We start from the raw sequence: 20936 nt of genomic DNA, 5'->3' as shown, positions 1-20936 counted from the left end.
CATGGATGGCTGTACCTAGCGCGTCGCTGTACGTGACGACCACCCTAGCCAGAGGCGAGACGAGTTGTGAAGCATCTTCTGGTTTTCGCGTCCGATTTTAAGCGTTACAACGCTCGGACTTGGGGTTTTTTGCGAAACTGACGAAACGGATGAGAAGCCTTAAAGCCACCTGACAGCCGAGCCGGAACGATCTTGGCGAGAGGCCAATCAAGCTGCTCAGAAAGCTCCCTGATGCCGCGCCAGCAGGAGGTTCGACTTCCCACGACTTCGTCGCGCGCGGCCGCGCGGGCCACAGATCGAGGGGGCGCAGAGCGCCACAGTCGCGCGCCCTATCCGGTCACAGCCGCGCCCACGGCTGTGAAGAGCATCACAGGACTGACGCCAGGTCAGAACGCTTGTGTCGCTTACGCTGCGCACTCGCCAGGTACCGGCCAACTCCGGCCATGGCCACCGGAGTCGGCGCTGCCACACCGGTTCTTCCCGCTGCTCAGCGGCCTTCCTGGCCACTGGCAGTCGCCACCGGCACATGCCGGCCGCCGATCCCCGGAGCCGCCCGGCCACCTGCCGTTCACCAGCCGACGGAGGAAAGGCTGAACGTTTCTCCGGCAATGCTTTGGCCAACGGGCCGAACCCGGGGGCTTTATCCGCTTTCACCCGCGAAACAGTCCGGCCGGGCTCAGTGAACTCTCAGTATTCACACAGTCCCTGACGGAGCGGTCGGAGAAATCCCCTCGCGCACCGCCCTGGTGCGAAGACGCACCATTTCCGCGGCGACCGGCCATTCGGATCGACCGTTCGTTCTCCCTCGGGGCACGGTCACCCGGTGGCCGGCTCCTCGACCGACCCCCGAAAGTGCCGCCCATTGGCGGTACCGGGCGCGACGCGCGGGCGCGGCACTGGTGGCGGAACCCGCCGAGGAGTATGACGGAGGCATGCGGAGTACGACGCGATGACAGCGATGACAGCTGGTGCGAGCGCCCTGCTCGGCGCCGGGGTGAGCGAGCCGTTCGGGCAGGGCTGGAGCCAGTTCGCCGAGCTCGGCATCGCCCTGCTGCTCTCCTGTGCGATCGGCCTGGAACGGGAGATCCGGCAGAAGGCGGCGGGCCTGCGCACCTACACGGTGGTGGGCCTGGGCGCCGCGCTCTTCACCCTGATCAGCAAGTACGGGTTCACCGACGTGCTGCACGTCGGCGAGGTCGCGCTCGACCCCTCCCGGATGGCCGCGCAGATCGTCTCCGGCCTCGGCTTCATCGGGGCCGGAGTGATCTTCGTACAGCGCGGCTCGGTGCGCGGGCTGACCACCGCGGCCACCATCTGGCTCACGGCGGCGGTGGGCAGCGCCGCGGCGGCCGGGCTGCCGGTGCTGGCGGTCTCCACCACCGCCGCCTACTTCGTGGTCTGCTACGGGCTGCGCCCGCTGACCCACCGGCTGGCGCGGCTGCGCACCCTGCCGACCGTCTTCCGGATCACCTACACCGGCGGCCACGGCCTGCTGCGCTCGGTGCTCGACGAGTTCACCGGCGCGGGCTTCGCGGTCCTGGAGTTCGCCACGCTCGCCGCGGGCAGCGGGGACACCTCGTCCGCCGGACTGCCCGGCAGCGAACGCGCGGAGGACGAGGGCCCGGCCATCGGCCCGATCGTGGAGGTCTCGGTGGCCGTCCAGGGGCGCGGCGACCTGGACGAGTTGACGGCGAACCTGGCGCGGATCCCGGGGGTGCTGTCCTGCAACCGCAGCAGCCCGGGGGACGAGTAGTCAGCTGTCCGACGGTGCGTCAGGCGGGCTGCTGGTCGCGCCGGCCGGCCATCCAGACGTAGATCAGGATCCCGGCGAACAGGAAGAGCACGCCCTGGTAGACCGCCGCGTACCCGGCGCCGGCCAGCAGCCAGAGCGAGAAGGCGAACGCGCCCAGGCCCAGCGCCGCGTCCCGCAGCAGCCGGCCCGGCGCCACCTTGCCCTGCTCGCCGCGCACCAGCCAGTACAACTGCGCGGCGGTGGAGAGCAGATAGGGGACGGTGGCGGTGAAGGAGGTCACCAGGACCAGGATCTCGAAGGCGCCCTTGGCCCCCGAGGCGAAGTTGAGGATGGTCAGCAGCGAGGCCAGCCCGACGCTGATCAGCACTCCGAAGACCGGCACCCCGCGCCGCTCGACGGCGAAGACAGCGGGGAAGAGCCCGTCCCGCGCGGCGGCGTACGGCGCCTGGGCGGCCAGCAGGGTCCAGCCGTTGAGCGCGCCGGTCATCGACACCAGCGCGGCCACCGCGATCGCGACGCCGCCCCAGGAGCCGCCGAACATCGCATTGACGGCGTCCGAGAAGGGCGCGGTGGAGTGCACCAACTGGCTGTGCGCGACGGTGCCGAAGACCGCGAGCGTACCGAGCAGATAGACCACTGCCGCCCCGGCGGTGCCGAGCACGCTGGCCCGCCCGACGTTGCGCTCCGGGTCGCGGACCTGGCCCGCGCTCATCGCGGCCGACTCCACGCCCAGGTAGCTGAAGAGCAGGATCGCGGCGGCCGCCGTCATGCCGCCCAGCCAGCCGCTGCCCGAGGCGTCGAACGGCCCCATCTTGGCCGGGTCGAAGAAGCCCATACCGCCGACCGCGACCAGCAGCAGCGGGATGAACTTCAGGACGGTGGAGACGACCTGGACCACGCCGACGTAGCGGGTACCGGCCAGGTTGGCCAGCGCGGGCAGCCACTGCAGGACGAGTGCGGCGCCGATGGTGAGCAGGGTGGAGTGCTGGATCGGCAGCAGCACGTCGAGATAGCCGACGGCGGCCACCGCGAGCGCGGCGTTACTCACCCAGGTGGTGATCCAGTACGACCAGGCGGACAGGAAGCCGGCGAAGTCGCCGAAGGCCTCGCGCGCGTAGACGTAGGGCCCGCCGGTGCGCGGGTTGCGCCGGGCCAGCTTGCCGAAGACCAGCGCGAGCGCGATGGCGCCCACGGTCAGCACGGCGAACGAGAGCAGACTCACCGTCCCGTACGGCGCGACCGCGGCCGGCAGCATGAAGATGCCGCCGCCGATGATGTTGCCCATCACCAGCGCGGTGGCGGTCGGCAGGCCGAACCGGCCGCCCTTCGCCTTCTTCGGCCCCGGTTCGGGCCGCTGCCCTGGTCCAAGGGCGTCGGGCCGGTCGTCGGGCGGGCCGGTGAGCGTTGCCTGGCGAGGGATGGCCGGGCTGGTCTGCATGAGGGTGGTGCGCCTTTCCTGGTCCTGCTCGCGCTCGGTGGAGCGAACGCCAATCGTCGCTTAGCGGACACCTGCCATCAAATCACCAGCTTTTGTTCTCCACCCCTGGTCAGCGGCCGTAAGACTTGCGGCGAGACGGGCCGCGGACCGGCACTCGTCCGGCACTCGTCCGGCGGTGATCCGTCGTCATCCGGTGGGCCGGCGCGACTGCCCTGGCACAACGACGCGTGAACGGCAGGCCAATGGCGAGAAATGGCCGAAACTTGTTCAACCATTGTGGCCGCCGGCCTTGTTACCGCCGAGTTCGGCGCCCATCCTGAAACCCGCTTGGCATGGCCCGCGAAACCCCCACGGACCGGGCCGGCCAAGCCCTTTCACTCCCCCACCCTCCTCACCCTCACCGCCCTCCCCACCGCCCCCATCGTCCCCACCGGGCAGGAGACCCCCCACATGAGAATGCCGTCCCGCCTCTCGCGCGCCTCGATCGTGCTCGCCGGCTCGCTGGCCGCCTTCGGGCTGTTCGCCCCCATCGCCTCGGCCGCCGACACCCCGGTGAGCTTCGCCTGCCAGGCGACGCCCCCGATCGGCTCCGCACAGACCTTCAACCTCGCCGCCGGCGTCAACGCCACCGCGCCCGCCTCGGTGGCCGCGGGCAGCCAGTTCACCGTCACGCTGGCCCCCGACGCGCTGACCGTCCCCACCACGGTCAGCGGCTACAGCATCCAGTCCATCAGCGACATCCAGCTCACCATCCCGATCCCCGCCGGTGCCACGCTGGACGGCGAGTCGCTCGCGGGCGGTGCCGGGATCGACCCGAGCACCGCGAGCGTGGCCATCAACGGGAACAACCTGGTGGTGACGGTCACCGACTCGGTCGCCGGCGGCAACACCTTCACGCTGCCCGCGCTGACCCTGACCCTGACGGCCGGCGCCTCCGGCAGCACCGTCCAGACCACCCTCGGCGGCACCAGCTACTCCGACGCCGGGCTGAGCTTCTCGGCGACCGTGCCCGTCGCGTTCTTCACGGTCAACGTGCCGACCGCCTGCTACCCCGCGACGGCCTCGGTGCTCAGCTCGACCACCGTGAGCTGACGCACTGCTCGGCAGCACCGTCCGCTCGGCCTCACGGCGCCGTCCGCTCCGGTGCGCGCTGCAGGCGGAACGCGTCCGCGAGGACGGCCTGGGCCAGCACCCGGGCGGGTCCGCGCGCCGTGGTGCGTCCCGTGGTGAGGGCGAACTCGGTGCTGCCGAGGTCCGGCAGGCCCACCTGGTCGGACAGCACCCGCAGGCCCGGCGGGACCAGGCTCCGGGCGTGCGGCACCACCCCGAGCCCCGCCAGCGCGGCGGCCCGCACTCCGGAGAGGCTGGTGCTGGTGCAGGCGATCCGCCAGGGCCGCCCGTCGCGTTCGCAGACCTCCAGCGCGCGGGCCCGGGTGAAGCTGGGCGGCGGGTAGACGATCAGCGGCAGCGGCTCGGCCGGATCCGTCCGGAGGTCCTCGGCCCCGATCCACACCAGCCTGTCCTGCCAGACCAGCTGCCCCTGCGAGTCGCCACCCGGTGGGCGCTTGCCGAGCACCAAATCCAGCCGTCCATCGGCCAGTTGCTCGTAGAGCACGGCGCTGAGACCGACGGTGAGCTCAAGATCGACCTGGGGGTTGCTCCGCCGGAAGCTCCGCAGGATCTGCGGCAGCTCGGTGTAGACGAAGTCCTCCGAGGCCCCGAACCGCACCCGCCCGCGCACCTGTGTCCGGGTGAAGTAGCCGAGCGCCTGCTCGTGCGCCTCCAGGATCGTGCGGGCGAAGCCGAGCATGGCCTCGCCCTCGCTGGTGAGCTGCACGGAGTGGGTGTCGCGCAGGAAGAGCCGGCGGCCGGCGGCCTCTTCCAGCCGCCGCACGTGCTGGCTGACCGTCGACTGCCGCAGCCCCAGCCGCTGGGCGGCCCGGGTGAAGCCGCCGGTCTGGGCCACGGCGAGAAAGGACCTCAGCTGGACGGGATCGAACACACAACCCATCCTATCTGCTGATATCACGATTCATGATGGCAGTGAGAGCGGCCAGCGGGATTCACAATCACCCGGGCGGACGGCAGGCTGAGATCATCCCTGCCCGAACCGTTACCGCGGAGAACCATGCCTCGCCCGAACCGTTCACTCCGCTCCCGAATACCCGGGCGCCTGCCGCGGGTCGACCCCTTCATCGCCTCCCTGCTGGGCACCGTGGCACTGGCCGCCGTGCTCCCCGCCCGCGGCCCCGCCGCACCGGCCTTCTCCGACGCCGCCACCGGCGCGGTCGCCGTCCTCTTCTTCCTCTACGGCGCCCGGCTCTCCGCCCGGGAGGCCTGGGAGGGGCTCAAGCAGTGGCGGCTGCACGGCACCGTGCTCGCGGTGACCTTCGGCCTCTTCCCCCTGCTCGGGGTGGCCGCCCGCCTGCTGGTACCGGACGTGCTGTCACCCCAGCTCTACCAGGGCCTGCTCTTCCTGACCCTGCTGCCCTCCACCGTGCAGTCCTCGATCGCCTTCACCTCCATCGCCCGGGGCAACACGGCCGCGGCGGTCTGCAGCGCGACCTTCTCCAGCCTCTTCGGCATCATCCTGACCCCGCTGCTCGCCGCCTTCCTGCTGCACACCAAGGGCGGCATCTCACCGGGCACCGTCCTGGAGATCGCCGAACAGCTCCTGCTCCCCTTCGCCGCCGGCCAGTTGCTGCGCCGCTGGATCGCCGCCCGGATGGCCCGCCACCGCGCCGTCCTCGGCCTGGTCGACCGCGGCTCGATCCTGCTCGTCGTCTACAGCGCCTTCAGCGCCGCCGTCGTGGGCGGCGTCTGGGGCGCCCTCTCGCTGCCCCGACTGGCAGCCCTGCTCGTGGTCGAGGCCGCACTGCTGGCACTCGTCCTCACCACCACCCTGCTGACCGGCCGCCGCCTCGGCTTCGACCGGGGCGACCTGATCACGATCGTCTTCTGCGGCTCGAAGAAGAGCCTGGCCAGCGGCGTCCCGATGGCCACCGTCCTCTTCCCGGGCCCAGCCGCCGGGCTGATGGTGCTGCCGCTGATGCTCTTCCACCAACTCCAGCTGATGGTCTGCGCCGTCCTCGCCCGCCGCTGGGGCGCCGAGCCGCCGGCCGGTGCGGCGAAGGAGCCTTCACTCGGGGTCCCTTTCGCCGGCCATGCCGGCGGTCAGGGTGCTGCCGTCGGCCGGGTCGATCAGTAGGAACGAGCCGGTCAGCCGGCTGTCGGCGTAGCGGTCCAGGGCCGGCGGCTCGGCGGTGCGCAGGAGCACGTGGCCGATGTCGTTGACGTTCAACTCCTGGCCGTCACGTGTTCAGTCGGTTGACGCCGCGTCAAGCACGGTGTCGGCGAAGAACTCGTCCGCGATGGCGCGGGTCCGCGGCAGCTCGCCCAGAGGCTCGCCGACGACACGGCTCGCCAACTCCGTGGCGAGAGCGATGACGTCCTCGCGCAACTCGGCCTCGGCGATGACCCGGTCGGCCTCCAACTGCACCTTCGCGGCTGCCATGCGGCGACGGTCACAGGAGCTTGACGATCCATCACTCAGGCCGCGCGGACCTGCGGGGATGATGGAATGAGCCTGCCTGGCCGCTAACTCCACTGCCCGCTGATCGGCGCCCACTCCTGCTCCAGGATCGAGTACGTGATCGAGTCCCGCCAGACACCGTCGACCAGGAAGTGGTCGCGGATCCGGCCCTCCTGCGTCATCCCGGCCCGGAGCAGCGTGCGCGCCGACGCCTCGTTGAGCGGCGACCGCGCCGCCCAGAGGCGGTGCAGGCCGAGGTGGTCGAAGCCCAGCGCACAGAGCAGCGCGACCGCCTCCGGGCCGAACCCCTGTCCCCACACCGCCGGGTGCAGGGCGAATCCGATGCTGGCCGCCCGCTGCCGCTCGGTCGCCAGGCGGACGGAGCCGATCAGTTCATGCCGGTCGACCCGGGCGACGGCGAGGCTGTACTCCGTCCGCGGCTCCTCCGCCGCCCCCGCGATCGAGCGCTCGACGATCAGGTCGACCTGCTCGGGCGTGCACGGCCCGAAGCTGAGGTGCCGGGTGACCGCGGGGTCGCCGTAGATGTCCAGGAGCGCGTCGGCGTCCCCGGGTTCGATCTCGCGCAGCACCAGTCGGGGGCCTGTCAGGTGGACTGCTGTCATGAGATCACCGTACAGCGGATCGGGGGCGGACAGAGTCAACAGACGGGGCGTCAGACCCGGGTGACCGTAACGGGATCGGCCCTCCTAGAGTGGATCACCGGAGGACCACCGTCCTCATCCACTCGGCGGAAGTGACACCATGACTGACGCTCACCTCGGCGGCCTCGCGGACCTCATATCCTTCGCCCGCGCGCACTCGCCCTTCTACCGTGACCTCTACGCACATCTACCCGCGGACGTCGCCGGCCTGCCCTCGCTCCCGCTCATCGACCACACCGCGTTCTGGGACGCCCATACGGTCGTGGACAGCAAGCTGCTGACCGGGCCGCACACCGACGGGATCGTGTTCAAGACCGGTGGGACCACCGGGATGCCGCGGATCTCGTTCTACACCCGCCCCGAGTGGCGGGCGATGGCACGCCGCTTCAGTGCCGGGCTGACGGCCGCCGGGGTGGAGCCCGGGGATCGGGTGGCGAATCTGTTCTACGCCGGGGAGTTGTACTCCAGCTTCGTCTTCACGCTCAACCTGTTCCAGGAGGCGCCGGTTGCCACCGTGCAGTTGCCGATCGGCGGGGCGGCCACGCCGGAGCAGGTGGTGGCGACGATGCGGGACTTCTCCGCCACCGTGATCGCCGTGCTGCCGACCTCGCTCTCCCGGCTGGCGCGCGAGGTGGTGGACACGGTGGGCAGCATGCCGCTGATCCGGCTCGCGCTGTTCAGTGGCGAGGCGTTCCATGACGACCAACTGCCGCTGATCAGGCAGGCGTTCCCCAATATCACGGTCCGCTCGATCGGCTATGCGAGCGTGGACGCCGGGGTGCTGGCGGCCCCTGTGGCCGGGGAGTTCGACAACCGGGTGCACCAAGTCCTCACCCCCGAGAAGGTGGTGGAGCTGCTGGATCCGGTGACCGGTGAGCCGATCGAGGAGCCGGGGCGGCCGGGGCGGGTGGTGGCCACCGACCTGGTGCGGCGGCTGACGCCGATGATCCGCTACCCGGTGGGCGACCTGGCCGAGTGGGTGGACTTCCCCAGCCGCACCTTCCGGCTGCTGGGCCGGGCCGAGGAGGGGGCCCGGGTCGGGCCGGTGAGCATCTTCCTGGAGGACCTGCGGGCGCTGGTGACCGACACCGACACCGAGGGCCGGATCGGCGGCCTCCAGGTGGTGGTGCGCCACTTCGAGGGACGTGACCAGATGACCCTGCGGCTGGCCGACAGCACCCCGCAGGCCGCCGGGCGGGACGCGCTGGAGGCCGCCGTCATCGAGCAACTGGACGTGCGCCGACCGCTCTTCACCGACCAGGTGGCGCGCGGGGCGATCCACCCGGTGGCCGTGGAGTGGGTCGGCCCGACCGGCCTGACCGTCAACCCGCGCAGCGGCAAGGCGGTCCGGCTGCTGGACGAGCGGCTGGGCTGAGAGCGGACGGAGACGGCGGGGGTGACGGCGGTTGCCGTCACCCCCGCCGCACGAGGAGGTCAGCCGACCCGCAGGTCGACCACCTCACGGAGCTTGCCACTGGCCTCGGTACGGGCCAAGGCGTCCGCCGGCGCCGCCTTGACGTGCAGCTCGACCACGCGGTCGTGCAGGACGTCGACCGCGAGTTGCGGGTACTCCGCCAGGAAGGCCTCGGCCGGCCGCTCGGCGCTGCGGTCGCCGGCGTCGAAGTCGCCCAGCAGGACGGTCAGCCTCGTCCCCGAGGCACCGGCGTCCTCGACCACCACCTGGACCGCGCCCACGTGGTCCAGTGCCTCCTGTGCGATCGTCACGAAGCGGCGGTAGTTGAGGAAGTGCCCGCCGGCCCGGAAGATGTCGCCGAAGCGGCCGAGCAGTTCGAAGCGCGGGGTGCGCCGGCCGCACGGGCAGTGGCCCTCGATCCAGCGGCCGAGGTCGCCGACCTCGTAGCGGTCCAGCCGCTGGCCGCGCCGGGTGTGCGCGGTGAAGACCAGCCGCCCGGCCTCGCCCGGGGCCGCCGGGCGGTCCTCGGTGCGGTCCAGGATCTCCAGCGTCTGCACCCCGCTGAACAGGTGGTGCACCCGGTCCCCGGCATCCGCGCACTGGTAGCCGAGCGGTCCGGCGTCCACGCTGCCATAGGCCGCCGAGCGGATCAGCTCGACGCCGAACTCCTCGCGCAACCATTGCTGTTGGCGCTGCGGGAAGTGCTCGCCGCCGAAGAAGATCTTCCGCACGCCCCGATAGGCGCGCAGGGAATCCGCCCCCTCGGTGAAGACCCGCAGCAGATAGTTCGGCATGCCGAACAGGGTGTCCACCCGGTGCTCGACGATCGCACGGGCGACCATCGCGTGGTCCGGCTGGGCGACCATCGGGAACTGCACGGCCTGCAGGGTCTCCAGCACCGAGTAGAAGCTGAGGAACCCGCCGGCCAGCTGCCCGCTGAAGAAGAGGTTCATCGACCGGTCGGTGCGCGGGTCGAAGCCCGCCGCCAGCAGGCCCTCGGCGCCCGAACGCATGTGCTCGTGGTAGTCGTCCCAGGCGAAGGCGGAGAGCTTGGGGGCGCCCGAGCTGCCGCCGCTGCGGAAGAAGACCTCGGCCCGGCTGACGTCGCCCTGCAGCCGCTCGAACTCGCTCTTCCCGGTCACCGGCACCTGGGGCACGGTCAACTCGCGCACGCCCACCAGGTCGTCGAGGCAGGCGTCGGAGCCGAAGCGCGCGTCCAGCTGGACGTCCACCCGGCGGCTGTAGCGCTGCAGCGCGTAGACGCCGTCGTGCGGCTCGCCGTTGTAGCTGTCGAGCATCTTGCCGGGGACGGTGACGCGCTGGGCGCCGGCGGTCAGCACCAGTCCGGCCAGCACGGCGGTGTCGGCCCGGTCGGCGCCGAGTCCCACGGTCTGCAGGTAGCGGCGCATCGGGCGCAGCACCTCCATGATCCTGGTGCGCGGCAGCGGCTTGACCCAGACGGTGCGGTGCAGCGGGGAGGCGCGCAGCGCGCTGCGCAGGTCGGCCAGCACGTGCCAGTCGCCGTCGGGGTCGGCGTGCACCCGGGTCAGGCCCAGGTGCTCCTCCAGGCCGGTCACCAGCACGGTGTTGCTGATCTCGGCGCTCTCCAGCACATCGCGCTCGCGCACCGTGGTCTCGTCCACCGCCTGGGCCAGTACGGCGGCGAAGCGCTCGGCGAAGGCGAAGACCTGCGCCTGGTCCTCGGTGTCCAGGTAGACCAACTGCGGGCTGGAGCAGGCCTGCTGGTCGAGCCGGCAGATGTCGGCGGCGATCCCGCGCAACGTCCCCGGCTCCGCCCAGCGCTCCTCGGTGAGGTAGGCGAAGGAGAGCTTCGGGCCCCAGTCGACCAGCCGGCAGCCGGCCGGCACCAGCTCGGCCACCCCGGCCAGCGCCTCCTCGCCGCCCCAGGCGGCCACCGCGTCGGCGGGTGCGCACAGCCGGGTCAGCCAGTCGGTGCGGCTGGAGGGGAAGGCCAGCACGATCACCCGGCGGGCGATCGCGCCGCTCGGGTCGAGCGCCGCGAGCTGGGCCAGCAGCAGCTGGGTGAAGCGTGAATCGCCGCTGGTCTTGGCCGCGTTGATGTTTCCGGCGAGCAGCCCTTCGATCACGCTGAGCGCACCGGCGGCGGGCGCATTGCCCGGCGTGACGTGCACCAGCAGGCCGACCGGCAGCCAGCCCTCGAAGATTTCCCGGCGGAAGTCGAAGCGGGCCAGCCGGCCCGGGTCGGTGCCGCCGAGCTCGCGCATCAGCTTGGTCTCCAGCGCCTCCCGGTCCAGTGCCCCGGCGACATCGCGCAGGGTGCGGACCGCCTCGGCCTCGTCGACCCGGGCAGCGGCCAACTCCTCGGCCAGCAGCTTGGTCTGCGCGCTCGCGGGGTCGCGCAGCGCGGCGGACAGCAGGTCGCAGGCGGCGAGCACGGTCAGCGGGCTGAGCCGGGGCTCGGCGAGCACCGAGCGGACGTGGGCCTCCAGCTCGTCCAGGCGGCGCCCGGCCTCGGCCTCGTCGACGAACTCGCCCTGCCAGTAGTGCGGTTGGTCTTCGCGGATGGCGTGCGCTGCGGTGGTCACGAGTTCCCCTTGAGCAGTTCGGCGGCGGCGATGGCGCAGCTGCGGTTCCGGCTGAGCGCGGCCCGCCCGTGCACGGTGAACCAGGGCGTGGCCAGGCCGCAGCCGCACTCCTCGGGGGCGTGCTGCGAGACCAGGTCGGCCATCAGTACCGACTGCGCGGGCACCGAGGTGATGTAGGGCGAGATGAACTGGGCGTAGCCGCGCTCGCCGTGGCCCAGCGGCCGCAGGGTGCGCACGTCGCGCACCAGCATCCGCGACCAGGTGGGCACATGCAGGCGGTGGTTGGCGCACTCCATGTAGAGCACCGAGTGCTCGACCGCGCCGAAGCCGTCCCTGATCCGCTCGTCCGGGATGCCCAACTGCTCGTGGATGCGCCGGTACAACTCCGGCTTGGTGACCTGCTTGTCGGCGTTGCCCTTCCAGCCGCCGCCGTAGACCACCAGCGAGCGCGGGTCCAAGGTGATGGGCGGCAGGCCGAGTTCACGCATCCGGTCGAGGGTGAAGGAGAGGAAGGCGGGGAACCCGAGGATGCGCACCGGGGCGCCTTCCTCGGCGAACCGCAGCAGCGCCCGCACACAGCCGAACGGGTCGAACTCGTGGCCGCTGCCGGTGTGCTTGAGCGCGTACTCGGCCGAGCGGACCGGCGCGAAGTGGGCCAGGTACTCGTCGGTGAACGAGGTGCCCAGGTTCAGCCCGGGGCGCGGCTGGTAGTTGGAGAGCAGGTAGTTGACCGGCTCGTCCTCGCCCAGCCAGCCGTAGGAGTCGAAGATCCGGGCGACGATCCGCTGCCCGTTGCGCAGCGTCCAGTCGTCGAAGAACATCTGCGACTTCTGCCCGGTGGTGCCCGAGGAGGTCAGGTGGATCGCGACGTCCTGCTCGGGTATCGACACCACCTCGTGCGCCTTGAAGAAGTTGGCGTGCACGAAGGGCAGTCGGGCCAGGTCTGCGGCCGACTCCAGCGGCCGCCCGGCGGCCGCGCCGGCTGCCCAGAGTCTGCCGAAGAACGGCGAGCGGGCGGCGTGCCAGGCGTTGGACTCGTTCATCGCCTGGGCAAAGAGCTCGTCGAGCTCGGGGCCGGCCAGGTAGGGCTCGGCGATGTCGAAGAGCTGCTGGACGTGCCCGAGTGCGGCCGGATCGGGGACCTGGACCGGTTCGAGGTAGCGGCTCGCCAGGTCCACCGGGGTGGTTGTGCTCACTGGTACACCTCGTGCGTGTTGAGGTACTGCTGCTTCCACAGCTCGATGTACTGCTCGGTGAACGGCTGGAAGGCCGCGTCGATGGACAGGCCGCGGAAGTCGAGCGGCTGCAGGCTGCGGGTCATCACCACGTAGTCGCGGAACCCCTCGCCCTGGCGGCGCATCGCCGGATAGGCGGCGGCGGGCAGGAACCCGTGCGCGAGCAGCAGCCGCAGGTCCTCGTAGCGGTCCAGCGGCAGCAGCGCCTCGATGTGCGAGGCGCCGCCCTCGGCCAGCCGGACGATCAGCGTCTCGAAGACCGGGGCGAGCGTCGCGAAGTCGCCGCCGGCGGTGCCGATCAGCGCGCAGTAGCCGTCCGAGGGGTTCAGCTGGGCGTAGACCTCGTGGGCGCCGTCCGCCGAGGAGAGCATCACGTTCGGGGTGTGGAACGGGTAGAAGCGCTGGTCCGGATCGGGCAGCACCTCGGCGGTGCGCCGGGCCACGAACTGCGGCGCGTCGACGAACTCCATCTCGACGCCGCCGGACCGCCGTTGGCGCTGCGGAAGCGGCTCGGGGTCGATCGCGGGCAGCGGCTGCTCGGCCAGGCCGACCGCCTGGTGCAGCGCGCGGACCAGGTCGGCCAGCCCCGCCGGCACCCGCTCCACCGGCAGCCGCCGCTCCAGCACGCCCGGGCGGTGCTTGGCGAGCAGCACCATGGTCTCGTGCTCGTCGGCCTTGCGCAGGTTGGGGAAGATGCCCAGCGCGCGGAACCCGGCGCTCAGGCAGACGCGTTGCGGCGCGGTCGAGTTGGTGCGCGCGGTGGCGTAGACGGAGTCGGCGGGCTGTCGGACGCCGTCGCCGGTCAGCAGCGACTCGGCGAGCCGGCGCACCGCCTGGTGCGCGAGTCCGGTGCCGCGGGCATCGGGGTGGATCACCAGCCCCTGGAGCTTGCCGAGCCGCTCGCGGGGATCGAGGGTGCCGATGATGGTCCCGATGATCCGGCCGCTGTCCGGCTCCCGGGCGGCGAGCCAGGTGGTGTTCGGGGCCGCGATCTCCCGTGCCATCACGGCGGGATCGGTGCCGATCGGCAGCGCGTAGCCGCTGCCGTAGACGTGTCGATAGAGTGCTAACAGTCCGTTGATATCACTCTGCTGAACAGCAGAGAACTGCTGCGTCAAAATACATCCCCAGTCTTGCCGGCGCACCGACGGATCACGCCGGCACGTCAGGGTGGGCAGTCCTCTCGATCGAATGCGCAGCCCTGGTGGGGTGGGTCGCATGCGGAAGTCCGCGTAGGGCGGCTTACCGTGCCGCATTTCCGCCGGAGTGGGGTGCCCGGCGGCCTGCCGGCCGAAAGGAGGAGACGGCCACGGGATCGCGTGGCCGACCTCCTCACTCTAGCTGGCAGCAAACGAAGTTGACCATGCGTCACTTCGCTGACCTGCCGAGATGGATATCGAGTGCGACTGAGATCACAGGATGTCCACCGCCTGCCGGTCCAATCGGTGGCATTCCGGCCGGGGTTGCATCAGTTTTCGGACAAGGAACCGGTGATTCCGCGCAGTTGAGCGGTGGGCGCACTTTTTGCCACTGGGGCAAGGGACGGCGCACGACGTTCCGGTGAACTCCCCGGAAAAGCCACCCGGCGGCCTGCCGGAAAATACGTGTCCCGACGGTCCGGCTGCGGATCGGCCACGGATCGGCCACGGATCGACCACGGATCGACCACGGATCGGCCGCCCATTGGCATGCCCAGGGAATGCGAACGCGTGCCGGACCTCCCGTCTCAGGGGCGGCGGCCGAAGTGGACGGTCTTCGCGAGCAGCAGGTACGCGTCCGCCCGCCGGTCGATGCAGGCCGGGTCGGCGGGGTCGAGCAGGCGGTCCAGGGTCGCCAGGTCCTCGGCGTCCAGGAAGTCGCCGAGGCTCTGCCGGCTGCGCTCCAGGGTGCCCCGCACCAACTGGCGCGGCCCGTCGGCGAGCGGGGCGGGGTGCTCCACCAGGAAGGTGCGGCTGTGCACCTCGGTGAGCCCTGCGGTGCGCAGCAGCCCGGGCCAGTCCTCGACCACCGCGACCGAACCCGGCAGCTCGGCGCGCATCCGGGCGAACCGGTGCGTCATCGCCACGTCCAGCCGGGCGAACAGGTCGGGGCGTCCGAAGCCCAGGTCACGGGGCAGGCTGCGGGCCGGCAGGCCGCCCTCGACAATGGCCAGCACGCCGCCGGGCGCCAGCAGGTCGGCGAGCGCGTGCAACGCGCCCTGCTGGTCGCCGACATGGTGCACCACCTGGCCGGACCAGATGATGTCGGCCGCGCCCAGCTCGGCGAGCTCGGCCAGGCCGGACGGGAACTCGGCCTGCCGGGTCCGCAGCCCCACCCCGAGTCGCGCGGCCCGCTGCCCGGCTCGGGCCAGCAGCTGCCCGCTGCCGTCCACGGCGGTGACCTCGGCCACCGGGAAGGCCGCCGCCAGCCGGCAGGCCGCGACGCCGGGGCCGCTGCCGATGTCCAGGATCCGGCGCGGCGTCCGCTCGCCGTGCGCCGTCAGCCGCTGGAGTTCGGCGATGGCCTGCTGGACGTACGGGCCGTGCGCCTCCCCTTCGAGCACCAGCAGGTCGGCCATCGCGTCCCAGTCGAAGTCGTCGTCGTGGGTGTGCGTGTGGCTGTGGCTGTGGCCCTGGCCCTGGCCCTGGTTGTGGCCGTGCTTGTGGCCGTGCTTGTGGTCGCGGTTCATCGTGCTACCTCCGTCGGCGTGCGGATCTGCCTCGACAGTGCACCCGGCAGACAGGAGGTGGCAAACCTTGTTGCCAGTTCAGCAATCGTGTCCAATGGAGGGCATGGAAGACGTCCTCGCCGCCGTCGGACCGCGGCTCAAGAGCATCCGCCTCGAACGGGACTGCACCCTGGCCGCGCTCTCGCAGACCACCGGGATCTCGGTCAGCACCCTGTCCCGGCTGGAGACCGGGCAGCGCAAGCCCACCCTGGAGCTGCTGCTGCCGATCGCCCAGGCCCACCAGGTCCCGCTGGACGAGCTGGTCGGCGCCCCACCGGTGGGCGACCCCCGGGTGCGGCTCAAGCCGGTCAAGCACGGGGACTCCACGGTGCTGCCGCTGAGCCAGCACCCGGGCGGGCTGCAGGCCTTCAAGATGATCATCAACGCCACCCGCACCACCCCCGACCTGCGGACCCACGAGGGCTACGAGTGGCTCTACGTGCTCGGCGGCACGCTGCGCCTGGTACTGGCCGAGCACGATCTGCTGCTGCGGACCGGCGAGGCGGCCGAGTTCGACACCCGGGTCCCGCACTGGTTCGGCAGCACCGGGGACGCGCCGGTGGAGGTGCTCAGCCTGTTCGGCCCGCAGGGCGAGCGCATGCACGTGCGCGCCCGCCCGCGCGGCAACTGAGAGCCCGCGCTACGCGGCCGCCACCCGCCGCCGCACCGCGCGCTGGATCTCGGACGGCCCGCAGACCCACACCAGGGTCCGGCTGATCCCCCGCGCTATCGGCCGGTCCACCCCCAGCCGGATCACCGCCGGCCGGCGCACCCCGAGCTCCGCCCGCGCCCACCCGGGCAGCAGGCCGATCGCCCCGTTCATCACCAGCCTGGTGGTGGCCCGTTCGCGCGGGCTGCGCCCGAAGCCGCGCAGGAACCGCAGACATTCCAGCGCGGCGGGCGTGGCACGCAGGTGCGGACGGACGGCGGCGAAGTACCGCGCCACCTCGGCCCGCGAGCCCGGCACCCCGACCGCGCCCAGCCGCTCGGCCACCAGCGCGGCGCCCGTCCGGACGGCTGCCCGGACGGACGCCTGCCCGGACGGGCTGCTACTCGAGCACGGTGAGCACCGCTACTCGAGCACGGTGAGCACCGCGCCCGCGGCCACCGTGCGGCCGCCCTCGCGGACCGCGAAGCCGAGGCCGGGCTCGACCGGGACCGGCTGGCCGAGGGTCACCGTCATCTCGACGGTCTCCCCCGGCTGCACCGGGCCGTGGCCCTCGGCCGGCTCGACGTCGCCGACCACATCGCCCGTGCGCAGGTAGAACTGCGGCCGGTAGCCGCTGCTGATCGGCGTGCGGCGGCCGCCCTCGGCCGTCGAGAGCAGGTGCACGCGCGCGGTGAACCGGGTGTGCACCGAGGCACTGCCCACCGCCACCACCACCTGACCGCGCCGGACCTCCCCGCGCTGCACCCCGCGCAGCAGCAGCGCGACGTTGTCGCCCGCCTCGGCGGACTCCATGGTGCGCCCGAAAGTCTCGACGCCGGTGACCGTGGAGACCACCTCCGAGCCGTAGCCGAGCACCTCCACCCGGTCGCCCAGGCGCACCCGGCCGCGCTCGACGGCGCCGGTGACCACCGTGCCGCGCCCGGTGATGGTGAGCACGTTCTCCACCGGGAGCAGGAACGGCGCCTCGGTGTAGCGCACCGGCGTGGGGACGTAGGTGTCCACCGCGTCCAGCAGCTCCAGCAGCGCCACCGACCAGAACGGGTCGCCCGCGAGGGCGCGCAGCCCGGAGACCCGCACCACCGGCAGCCCGGCGCCGTCGTAGCCGTGGGCGCTCAGCAGCTCGCGGACCTCCAGCTCGACCAGTTCGAGCAGCTCGGGGTCGCCGGCGTCGGCCTTGTTCAGCGCGACGACGATGTGCTCGACGCCGACCTGACGGGCCAGCAGCACGTGCTCGGCGGTCTGCGGCATCACCCCGTCCTGCGCCGAGACGACCAGGATCGCGCCGTCCAGCTGGGCGGCGCCGGTGATCATGTTCTTCACGAAGTCGGCGTGCCCGGGCATGTCCACGTGGGCGTAGTGCCGGGTCGCCGTCTCGTACTCCACGTGCGAGATGTTGATGGTGATGCCGCGGGCGGCCTCCTCCGGGGCCCGGTCGATCCGGTCGAACGGGACGAAGGTGCTGCCGCCGCGCTCGGCGAGGACCTTGGTGATGGCGGCGGTGAGGGTGGTCTTGCCGTGGTCGACGTGACCCATGGTGCCGATGTTGAGGTGCGGCTTGGTGCGCACGAAGGCCTGCTTGGCCATGGCGGGATCTTCTCCTGGAGTCGTCCTGCGAGTGGACGGGACCTCTGCGACGGGCCGACCTTCCCCGTCCGAGGTCCCGGGACGTCCCGGGGAAGGTCAGCTTCGGGCGCCGCCGAATGCGGCTGCACCGTCGAATGCGGCTGCACCGTCGAATGCGGTCGCGCCGTCAAGCGCGGCTGCACCGTCGGGCTCGGCTGCGCCGTCGAGAGCGGCGACAGCTGCGGTTGCGACTGCCAGGGCCAGGGCAGCGGCCATCGCGCCCGCGACTGCGGGGAACTCGGCGATGGCGTGCTGGAACATGCGAACCATCCTGCCTCTGCGGCGGATTGACGCGCCACTGATTTTCCGCGCGCCCGCAGGGCATCCGCGCCCGCTCAGACCTCGCTGGACTCCTGGCCCCGGGTCGGCCGCGCGCCGATCAGGCCGCGCTGAACGGCGATCACCCCGGCCTGGAAGCGGCTGCGGGCGCCGAGCCGGTCCATCAGCTCCGCGATGTGCCGGCGGCAGGAACGGACGGACAGGCCCGCGCGCTCGGCGATCACGTCGTCCTTGAGCCCGGTCGCGAGCAGCTCGGCGATCAGCTGCCCAGCACCTCCCGTGCGCGCGTGACCAGAGCGCGCGCCGCGGGGCTGTCGGGGCCGCCGGAGCGCCAGGCGAAGACGAGACGCCCGCGCAGCGCCGGGCGGTTGATGGTGATCACCCGCAGCTGCTCCGCGCGCGTCGCGGCGAAGGAGCCGGGCAGGATCGCCGCCCCCAGGCCGCGGGCGGCCAGCTGGGCGAGCACCTCGGGGTAGCTGGCCTCGAAGGCGATCTTCGGGACGAAGCCGGCCGCGGCGCAGGCCTCGTCCAGGCGGGCGCGCAGGCCGGTGCCGCGCGGCAGGCTGATCAGCGGGCGGCCGCGCAGGGTGTCCAGCGAGATGACGTCGTGCAGGGCGAGTTCGTGGTCGTGGCTGACGGCGGCCACCAGGGGCTGGTCGTCGACCACCAGGAACTCCAGGTCCGGCGGGGACTCGCCGCCCAGGCTGACGATCGCCGCGTCCAGCCGCCCGGTCCGCAGGCCCTCCAGCAGCTGGTCGGTGTTGGCCTCGGCCAAGGTGATCTCGACCTCCGGGTAGGCCTGGTGGAAGTTCGCCAGCAGGCCGGGCAGGTCGACGCTGTGCGAGGTCACGGTGCCCACCGAGAGGTGCCCGCGGACCAGCCCCGCCAGCTCGTCGACCACCGAGCGGGCGCCGGCCACCGCCGCGAGCGCCGCCCGGGCGTAGGGCAGCACGGCCTCGCCCACCGCGGTCGGCCGCACCTCGCGCCCGGAGCGGTCCAGCAGCTCCTCGCCCAACTCGCGCTCCAGCTTGCGGATCTGCGCGCTGACCCCGGGCTGCGCCACGTGCAGCAGCTCGGCGGCCCTGGTGAAGTTCCGCTGTTCGGCCACCGTGACGAAGTACTCCAGCTGGCGCAGTTCCATAACCACTGATTCTAGCAAGGAGAAGATCCAGATCTTGGACTTCTGACGGGCTTCGCAGCAGAGTGGAGGACAGCAGCGAGAAGGACCGGACCGAGGAGCCTGATCATGACCGAGATACGCGAACGTGCCTACACCCCAGAGGACTTGGCCCGCCTCTTCGTGGCCCGGGCGAACGCCGGCGACGCCGCCGGGCTGGCCGAGCTCTATGCGCCGGACGCCGTGCTCGCCTACCCGCCGGGCTCGGTCACGGTCGGCCGGGAGGCGATCCGCGCCGTCTGCGAGCGGATGCTCGAACACGCGCCGCGGCCCTTCGCGGTGGAGGAGCCGTTGCCCACCGTCCGGTACGGCGACCTGTCCCTCACCGCCACCCGGGCCGCGGACGGAACCGGCGGCCGGGTACAGGTCAACCGTCAGCAACCGGACGGCAGTTGGCTGCGGATCATAGACCGCCCGGAGACCCGGCCCGCCGGCGACACAAAGGCGGCGAGCTGACCGATGACGATACTGATCGCAGGGGCCGGGATCGGCGGGCTGACCGCCGCACTGAGCCTGCACGCCGTCGGCATCGAGGCGGCCGTGGTGGAGAGTTCACGGGAGATCCGGCCGCTCGGCGTCGGGATCAACCTGCTGCCGCACGCGGTGCGCGAGCTCACCGAACTCGGGCTCGGCGAGGAACTGGCCGCGCTCGGCGTCGAGTCGGCCGAGATGGTGTACTGCGACGCGTCCGGCCGCCGGCTCTTCGCCGAACCGCGCGGCACGGCGCAGGGCTACCACTGGCCGCAGTACTCCGTGCACCGCGGGGAGTTGCAGCTGATGCTGCTCGCGGCCGTGCGCGAACGGCTGGGCGCGGACGCGGTGCGCACCGGGGTCCGGCTGCTCGGCTTCGAGCAGGACGACGCCCAGCGCGGCAACCGAGGCGGCGGCCAACACGGCAACCGAGGCGGCGACCAACACGGCAACCGGGGCGGCGACCGACACGGCAACCAAGGCGCCCTCCAGGTACGGCTGTTGGACCGGGCGAGCGGGCAGCAGGAACAGGCCCGGGCCTCGGCACTGATCGGGGCGGACGGGCTGCACTCCGCCGTACGCGCCCAACTGCACCCACAGGGCGGCCCGTTGCTCTGGTCCGGGATCCGGATGTGGCGCGGGGTGACCCTGGCCGAGCCGTTCCTCACCGGCAGATCGGCGGTGATCGTGCGCGACGGGGACGTGGAGATCATCGCCTACCCGATCGGCCGGGGCCGGATCAACTGGGTCTGCCAGGTGCGCACCGGCGAGCCCGGGCCGATGGCCGACGACGCGGCCTGGAGCCGGCCGGGAGCACTGGCGGAGGTGCTGCCGTACTACCGGGACTGGGCGCTCGACTGGCTCGACGTGCCCGGGCTGCTGGCCGGCGCCGAGGAGATCCTGGAGTACCCGATGATCGACCGCGAGCCGCTGCCGTCCTGGGGCCACGGCCGGGTGACGCTGCTCGGCGACGCCGCCCACCCGATGTACCCGGTCGGGGCCAACGGCGCCTCCCAGGCCATCGTCGACGCCCGGGTGCTCGCCTACGAGCTGGCGGGCGCCGCCGACGACCTGCCCACCGGCCTGACGCGCTACGAGAGCGCCCGGCGGGAGGCCACCGCGGCCGTCGTACGGGCCAACCGCGCCATGCACCGGGACGGCGGGCGCACCCCGGCCGAGCTCGCCCGGATCACCGACACCTACCGCCGCACCACCGGCAGCGACGTCGAAGTCCTCAACAACCGCCCCTCGTTCAGCCGACCCGCCACCGTGACCCCCGACCATTAGCGCATCGCCCGCACCGGCCCGCCCCGGCCCGCCCCGTACGCGCTGGGCCATCCGTGGCCGCCATCCGTGGCGGCCCGGCGTTGCGCCCCGGCGGGCCCGACCGCCGCTCATGAGACTGGGC

The 20936-nt window shown here is 72.1% G+C and carries 20 protein-coding genes and 1 pseudogene; 7 read left to right on the top strand and 14 right to left on the bottom strand.

Annotated elements, in window-relative coordinates; genetic code table 11:
- The first annotated feature begins 949 nt into the window (after positions 1–949).
- Positions 950–1753 carry an MgtC/SapB family protein gene (locus ACFZB9_RS16065; protein ID WP_391447520.1) on the top strand — a complete coding sequence of 268 codons (804 nt, stop codon included), beginning with the start codon at positions 950–952 and terminating at the stop codon, positions 1751–1753.
- Positions 1754–1772: 19 nt separating this feature from the next.
- Here the strand turns inward: ACFZB9_RS16065 and ACFZB9_RS16060 are convergent, their stop codons facing one another.
- Positions 1773–3191: an amino acid permease gene (locus ACFZB9_RS16060; RefSeq protein ID WP_391447518.1), complete on the bottom strand. Its 1419-nt coding sequence runs from the start codon at positions 3189–3191 to the stop codon at positions 1773–1775.
- A 450-nt stretch (positions 3192–3641) separates the two neighbouring features.
- On the opposite strand from ACFZB9_RS16060, the gene ACFZB9_RS16055 reads away from it, so the two are divergent.
- Complete coding sequence (locus tag ACFZB9_RS16055; RefSeq protein ID WP_391447516.1) at positions 3642–4283, top strand: hypothetical protein; 642 nt, start codon at positions 3642–3644, stop codon at positions 4281–4283.
- 31 nt (positions 4284–4314) lie between these two features.
- On the opposite strand, the gene ACFZB9_RS16050 is transcribed toward ACFZB9_RS16055, so the two are convergent.
- Positions 4315–5193 (bottom strand): LysR substrate-binding domain-containing protein, encoded by an 879-nt coding sequence (locus tag ACFZB9_RS16050; RefSeq protein WP_391447514.1) that lies wholly within the window; start codon positions 5191–5193, stop codon positions 4315–4317.
- Between the two features lie 126 nt (positions 5194–5319).
- Between ACFZB9_RS16050 and ACFZB9_RS16045 the strand changes: the two genes are divergently transcribed.
- Positions 5320–6399 (top strand): bile acid:sodium symporter family protein, encoded by a 1080-nt coding sequence (locus ACFZB9_RS16045; RefSeq protein ID WP_391447512.1) that lies wholly within the window; start codon positions 5320–5322, stop codon positions 6397–6399.
- Here ACFZB9_RS16045 and ACFZB9_RS16040 read toward each other — a convergent pair.
- The 3 genes and pseudogenes from ACFZB9_RS16040 to ACFZB9_RS16030 all read right to left on the bottom strand — a co-directional run.
- Positions 6331–6495, bottom strand: a pseudogene (locus ACFZB9_RS16040) (hypothetical protein); the annotation flags it as partial. The gene ACFZB9_RS16045 and the pseudogene ACFZB9_RS16040 overlap by 69 nt on opposite strands.
- A gap of 15 nt (positions 6496–6510) precedes the next feature.
- Positions 6511–6705 carry a hypothetical protein gene (locus tag ACFZB9_RS16035; RefSeq protein WP_391447510.1) on the bottom strand — a complete coding sequence of 65 codons (195 nt, stop codon included), beginning with the start codon at positions 6703–6705 and terminating at the stop codon, positions 6511–6513.
- 83 nt (positions 6706–6788) lie between these two features.
- A complete protein-coding gene (locus ACFZB9_RS16030; RefSeq protein ID WP_391447508.1) occupies positions 6789–7346 on the bottom strand; it encodes a GNAT family N-acetyltransferase in 558 nt (185 codons plus the stop codon).
- A 139-nt stretch (positions 7347–7485) separates the two neighbouring features.
- On the opposite strand from ACFZB9_RS16030, the gene ACFZB9_RS16025 reads away from it, so the two are divergent.
- On the top strand, positions 7486–8760 hold the full coding sequence (locus ACFZB9_RS16025) for a phenylacetate--CoA ligase family protein (RefSeq protein ID WP_391447506.1): 1275 nt from the start codon (positions 7486–7488) through the stop codon (positions 8758–8760).
- A gap of 59 nt (positions 8761–8819) precedes the next feature.
- Here the strand turns inward: ACFZB9_RS16025 and ACFZB9_RS16020 are convergent, their stop codons facing one another.
- The 4 genes from ACFZB9_RS16020 to ACFZB9_RS16005 form a co-directional block, all read right to left on the bottom strand.
- Entirely contained in the window at positions 8820–11366 is a 2547-nt protein-coding gene (locus tag ACFZB9_RS16020; protein WP_391447505.1) for an acyl-CoA reductase, read from the bottom strand.
- The gene (locus ACFZB9_RS16015; protein ID WP_391447502.1) at positions 11363–12562 is read right to left on the bottom strand and encodes an acyl-protein synthase; all 1200 of its coding nucleotides are present in this window, start codon (positions 12560–12562) and stop codon (positions 11363–11365) included. Before ACFZB9_RS16015 ends, ACFZB9_RS16020 begins: the two co-directional genes overlap by 4 nt.
- Positions 12559–13719, bottom strand: a complete 1161-nt coding sequence (locus ACFZB9_RS16010) for a GNAT family N-acetyltransferase (RefSeq protein ID WP_391447499.1) — start codon at positions 13717–13719, stop codon at positions 12559–12561. The genes ACFZB9_RS16015 and ACFZB9_RS16010 overlap by 4 nt, the downstream gene beginning before the upstream one ends.
- 608 nt (positions 13720–14327) lie before the next feature.
- Entirely contained in the window at positions 14328–15269 is a 942-nt protein-coding gene (locus tag ACFZB9_RS16005; protein ID WP_391447498.1) for a class I SAM-dependent methyltransferase, read from the bottom strand.
- Positions 15270–15372: 103 nt separating this feature from the next.
- Between ACFZB9_RS16005 and ACFZB9_RS16000 the strand changes: the two genes are divergently transcribed.
- A complete protein-coding gene (locus ACFZB9_RS16000; RefSeq protein ID WP_391447496.1) occupies positions 15373–15939 on the top strand; it encodes a helix-turn-helix domain-containing protein in 567 nt (188 codons plus the stop codon).
- A gap of 9 nt (positions 15940–15948) precedes the next feature.
- Here the strand turns inward: ACFZB9_RS16000 and ACFZB9_RS15995 are convergent, their stop codons facing one another.
- The 5 genes from ACFZB9_RS15995 to ACFZB9_RS15975 all read right to left on the bottom strand — a co-directional run bounded on the left by ACFZB9_RS15995 (position 15949) and on the right by ACFZB9_RS15975 (position 19021).
- Positions 15949–16302: an oxygenase MpaB family protein gene (locus ACFZB9_RS15995; RefSeq protein ID WP_391447495.1), complete on the bottom strand. Its 354-nt coding sequence runs from the start codon at positions 16300–16302 to the stop codon at positions 15949–15951.
- A 78-nt stretch (positions 16303–16380) separates the two neighbouring features.
- Positions 16381–17562 (bottom strand): elongation factor Tu, encoded by a 1182-nt coding sequence (gene tuf / locus ACFZB9_RS15990; RefSeq protein WP_391447493.1) that lies wholly within the window; start codon positions 17560–17562, stop codon positions 16381–16383.
- A 96-nt stretch (positions 17563–17658) separates the two neighbouring features.
- A complete protein-coding gene (locus tag ACFZB9_RS15985; protein WP_391447491.1) occupies positions 17659–17862 on the bottom strand; it encodes a hypothetical protein in 204 nt (67 codons plus the stop codon).
- A 74-nt stretch (positions 17863–17936) separates the two neighbouring features.
- Positions 17937–18104 carry a hypothetical protein gene (locus ACFZB9_RS15980; protein ID WP_391447489.1) on the bottom strand — a complete coding sequence of 56 codons (168 nt, stop codon included), beginning with the start codon at positions 18102–18104 and terminating at the stop codon, positions 17937–17939.
- A 35-nt stretch (positions 18105–18139) separates the two neighbouring features.
- A complete protein-coding gene (locus ACFZB9_RS15975; protein WP_391447487.1) occupies positions 18140–19021 on the bottom strand; it encodes a LysR family transcriptional regulator in 882 nt (293 codons plus the stop codon).
- A 105-nt stretch (positions 19022–19126) separates the two neighbouring features.
- On the opposite strand from ACFZB9_RS15975, the gene ACFZB9_RS15970 reads away from it, so the two are divergent.
- Together ACFZB9_RS15970 and ACFZB9_RS15965 are read left to right on the top strand one after the other, a co-directional pair.
- On the top strand, positions 19127–19513 hold the full coding sequence (locus ACFZB9_RS15970) for a YybH family protein (RefSeq protein ID WP_391447485.1): 387 nt from the start codon (positions 19127–19129) through the stop codon (positions 19511–19513).
- 3 nt (positions 19514–19516) lie between these two features.
- Positions 19517–20815, top strand: coding sequence for a flavin-dependent oxidoreductase (locus ACFZB9_RS15965; RefSeq protein WP_391447484.1), 1299 nt, complete (start codon positions 19517–19519; stop codon positions 20813–20815).
- Positions 20816–20936: the final 121 nt, after the last annotated feature.

The organism is Kitasatospora sp. NPDC008050, assembly GCF_042957465.1.
In the GTDB taxonomy this organism is placed as follows: Bacteria; Actinomycetota; Actinomycetes; order Streptomycetales; family Streptomycetaceae; genus Kitasatospora.
The sequence above is the reverse complement of the archived record's forward strand: the minus strand, read 5'-3'. Positions and strand labels throughout refer to the sequence as shown.

Bases quoted from the DNA above. Each gene is read 5' to 3' on its own strand.
- ACFZB9_RS16065 (WP_391447520.1), top strand. From the start codon at position 950: ATGACAGCGATGACAGCTGGTGCGAGCGCCCTGCTCGGCGCCGGGGTG.
- ACFZB9_RS16060 (WP_391447518.1), bottom strand. From the start codon at position 3,191: ATGCAGACCAGCCCGGCCATCCCTCGCCAGGCAACGCTCACCGGCCCG.
- ACFZB9_RS16055 (WP_391447516.1), top strand. From the start codon at position 3,642: ATGAGAATGCCGTCCCGCCTCTCGCGCGCCTCGATCGTGCTCGCCGGC.
- ACFZB9_RS16045 (WP_391447512.1), top strand. From the start codon at position 5,320: ATGCCTCGCCCGAACCGTTCACTCCGCTCCCGAATACCCGGGCGCCTG.
- ACFZB9_RS16035 (WP_391447510.1), bottom strand. From the start codon at position 6,705: ATGGCAGCCGCGAAGGTGCAGTTGGAGGCCGACCGGGTCATCGCCGAG.
- ACFZB9_RS16030 (WP_391447508.1), bottom strand. From the start codon at position 7,346: ATGACAGCAGTCCACCTGACAGGCCCCCGACTGGTGCTGCGCGAGATC.
- ACFZB9_RS16025 (WP_391447506.1), top strand. From the start codon at position 7,486: ATGACTGACGCTCACCTCGGCGGCCTCGCGGACCTCATATCCTTCGCC.
- ACFZB9_RS16005 (WP_391447498.1), bottom strand. From the start codon at position 15,269: ATGAACCGCGACCACAAGCACGGCCACAAGCACGGCCACAACCAGGGC.
- ACFZB9_RS16000 (WP_391447496.1), top strand. From the start codon at position 15,373: ATGGAAGACGTCCTCGCCGCCGTCGGACCGCGGCTCAAGAGCATCCGC.
- tuf (WP_391447493.1), bottom strand. From the start codon at position 17,562: ATGGCCAAGCAGGCCTTCGTGCGCACCAAGCCGCACCTCAACATCGGC.
- ACFZB9_RS15985 (WP_391447491.1), bottom strand. From the start codon at position 17,862: ATGTTCCAGCACGCCATCGCCGAGTTCCCCGCAGTCGCGGGCGCGATG.
- ACFZB9_RS15975 (WP_391447487.1), bottom strand. From the start codon at position 19,021: ATGGAACTGCGCCAGCTGGAGTACTTCGTCACGGTGGCCGAACAGCGG.
- ACFZB9_RS15970 (WP_391447485.1), top strand. From the start codon at position 19,127: ATGACCGAGATACGCGAACGTGCCTACACCCCAGAGGACTTGGCCCGC.
- ACFZB9_RS15965 (WP_391447484.1), top strand. From the start codon at position 19,517: ATGACGATACTGATCGCAGGGGCCGGGATCGGCGGGCTGACCGCCGCA.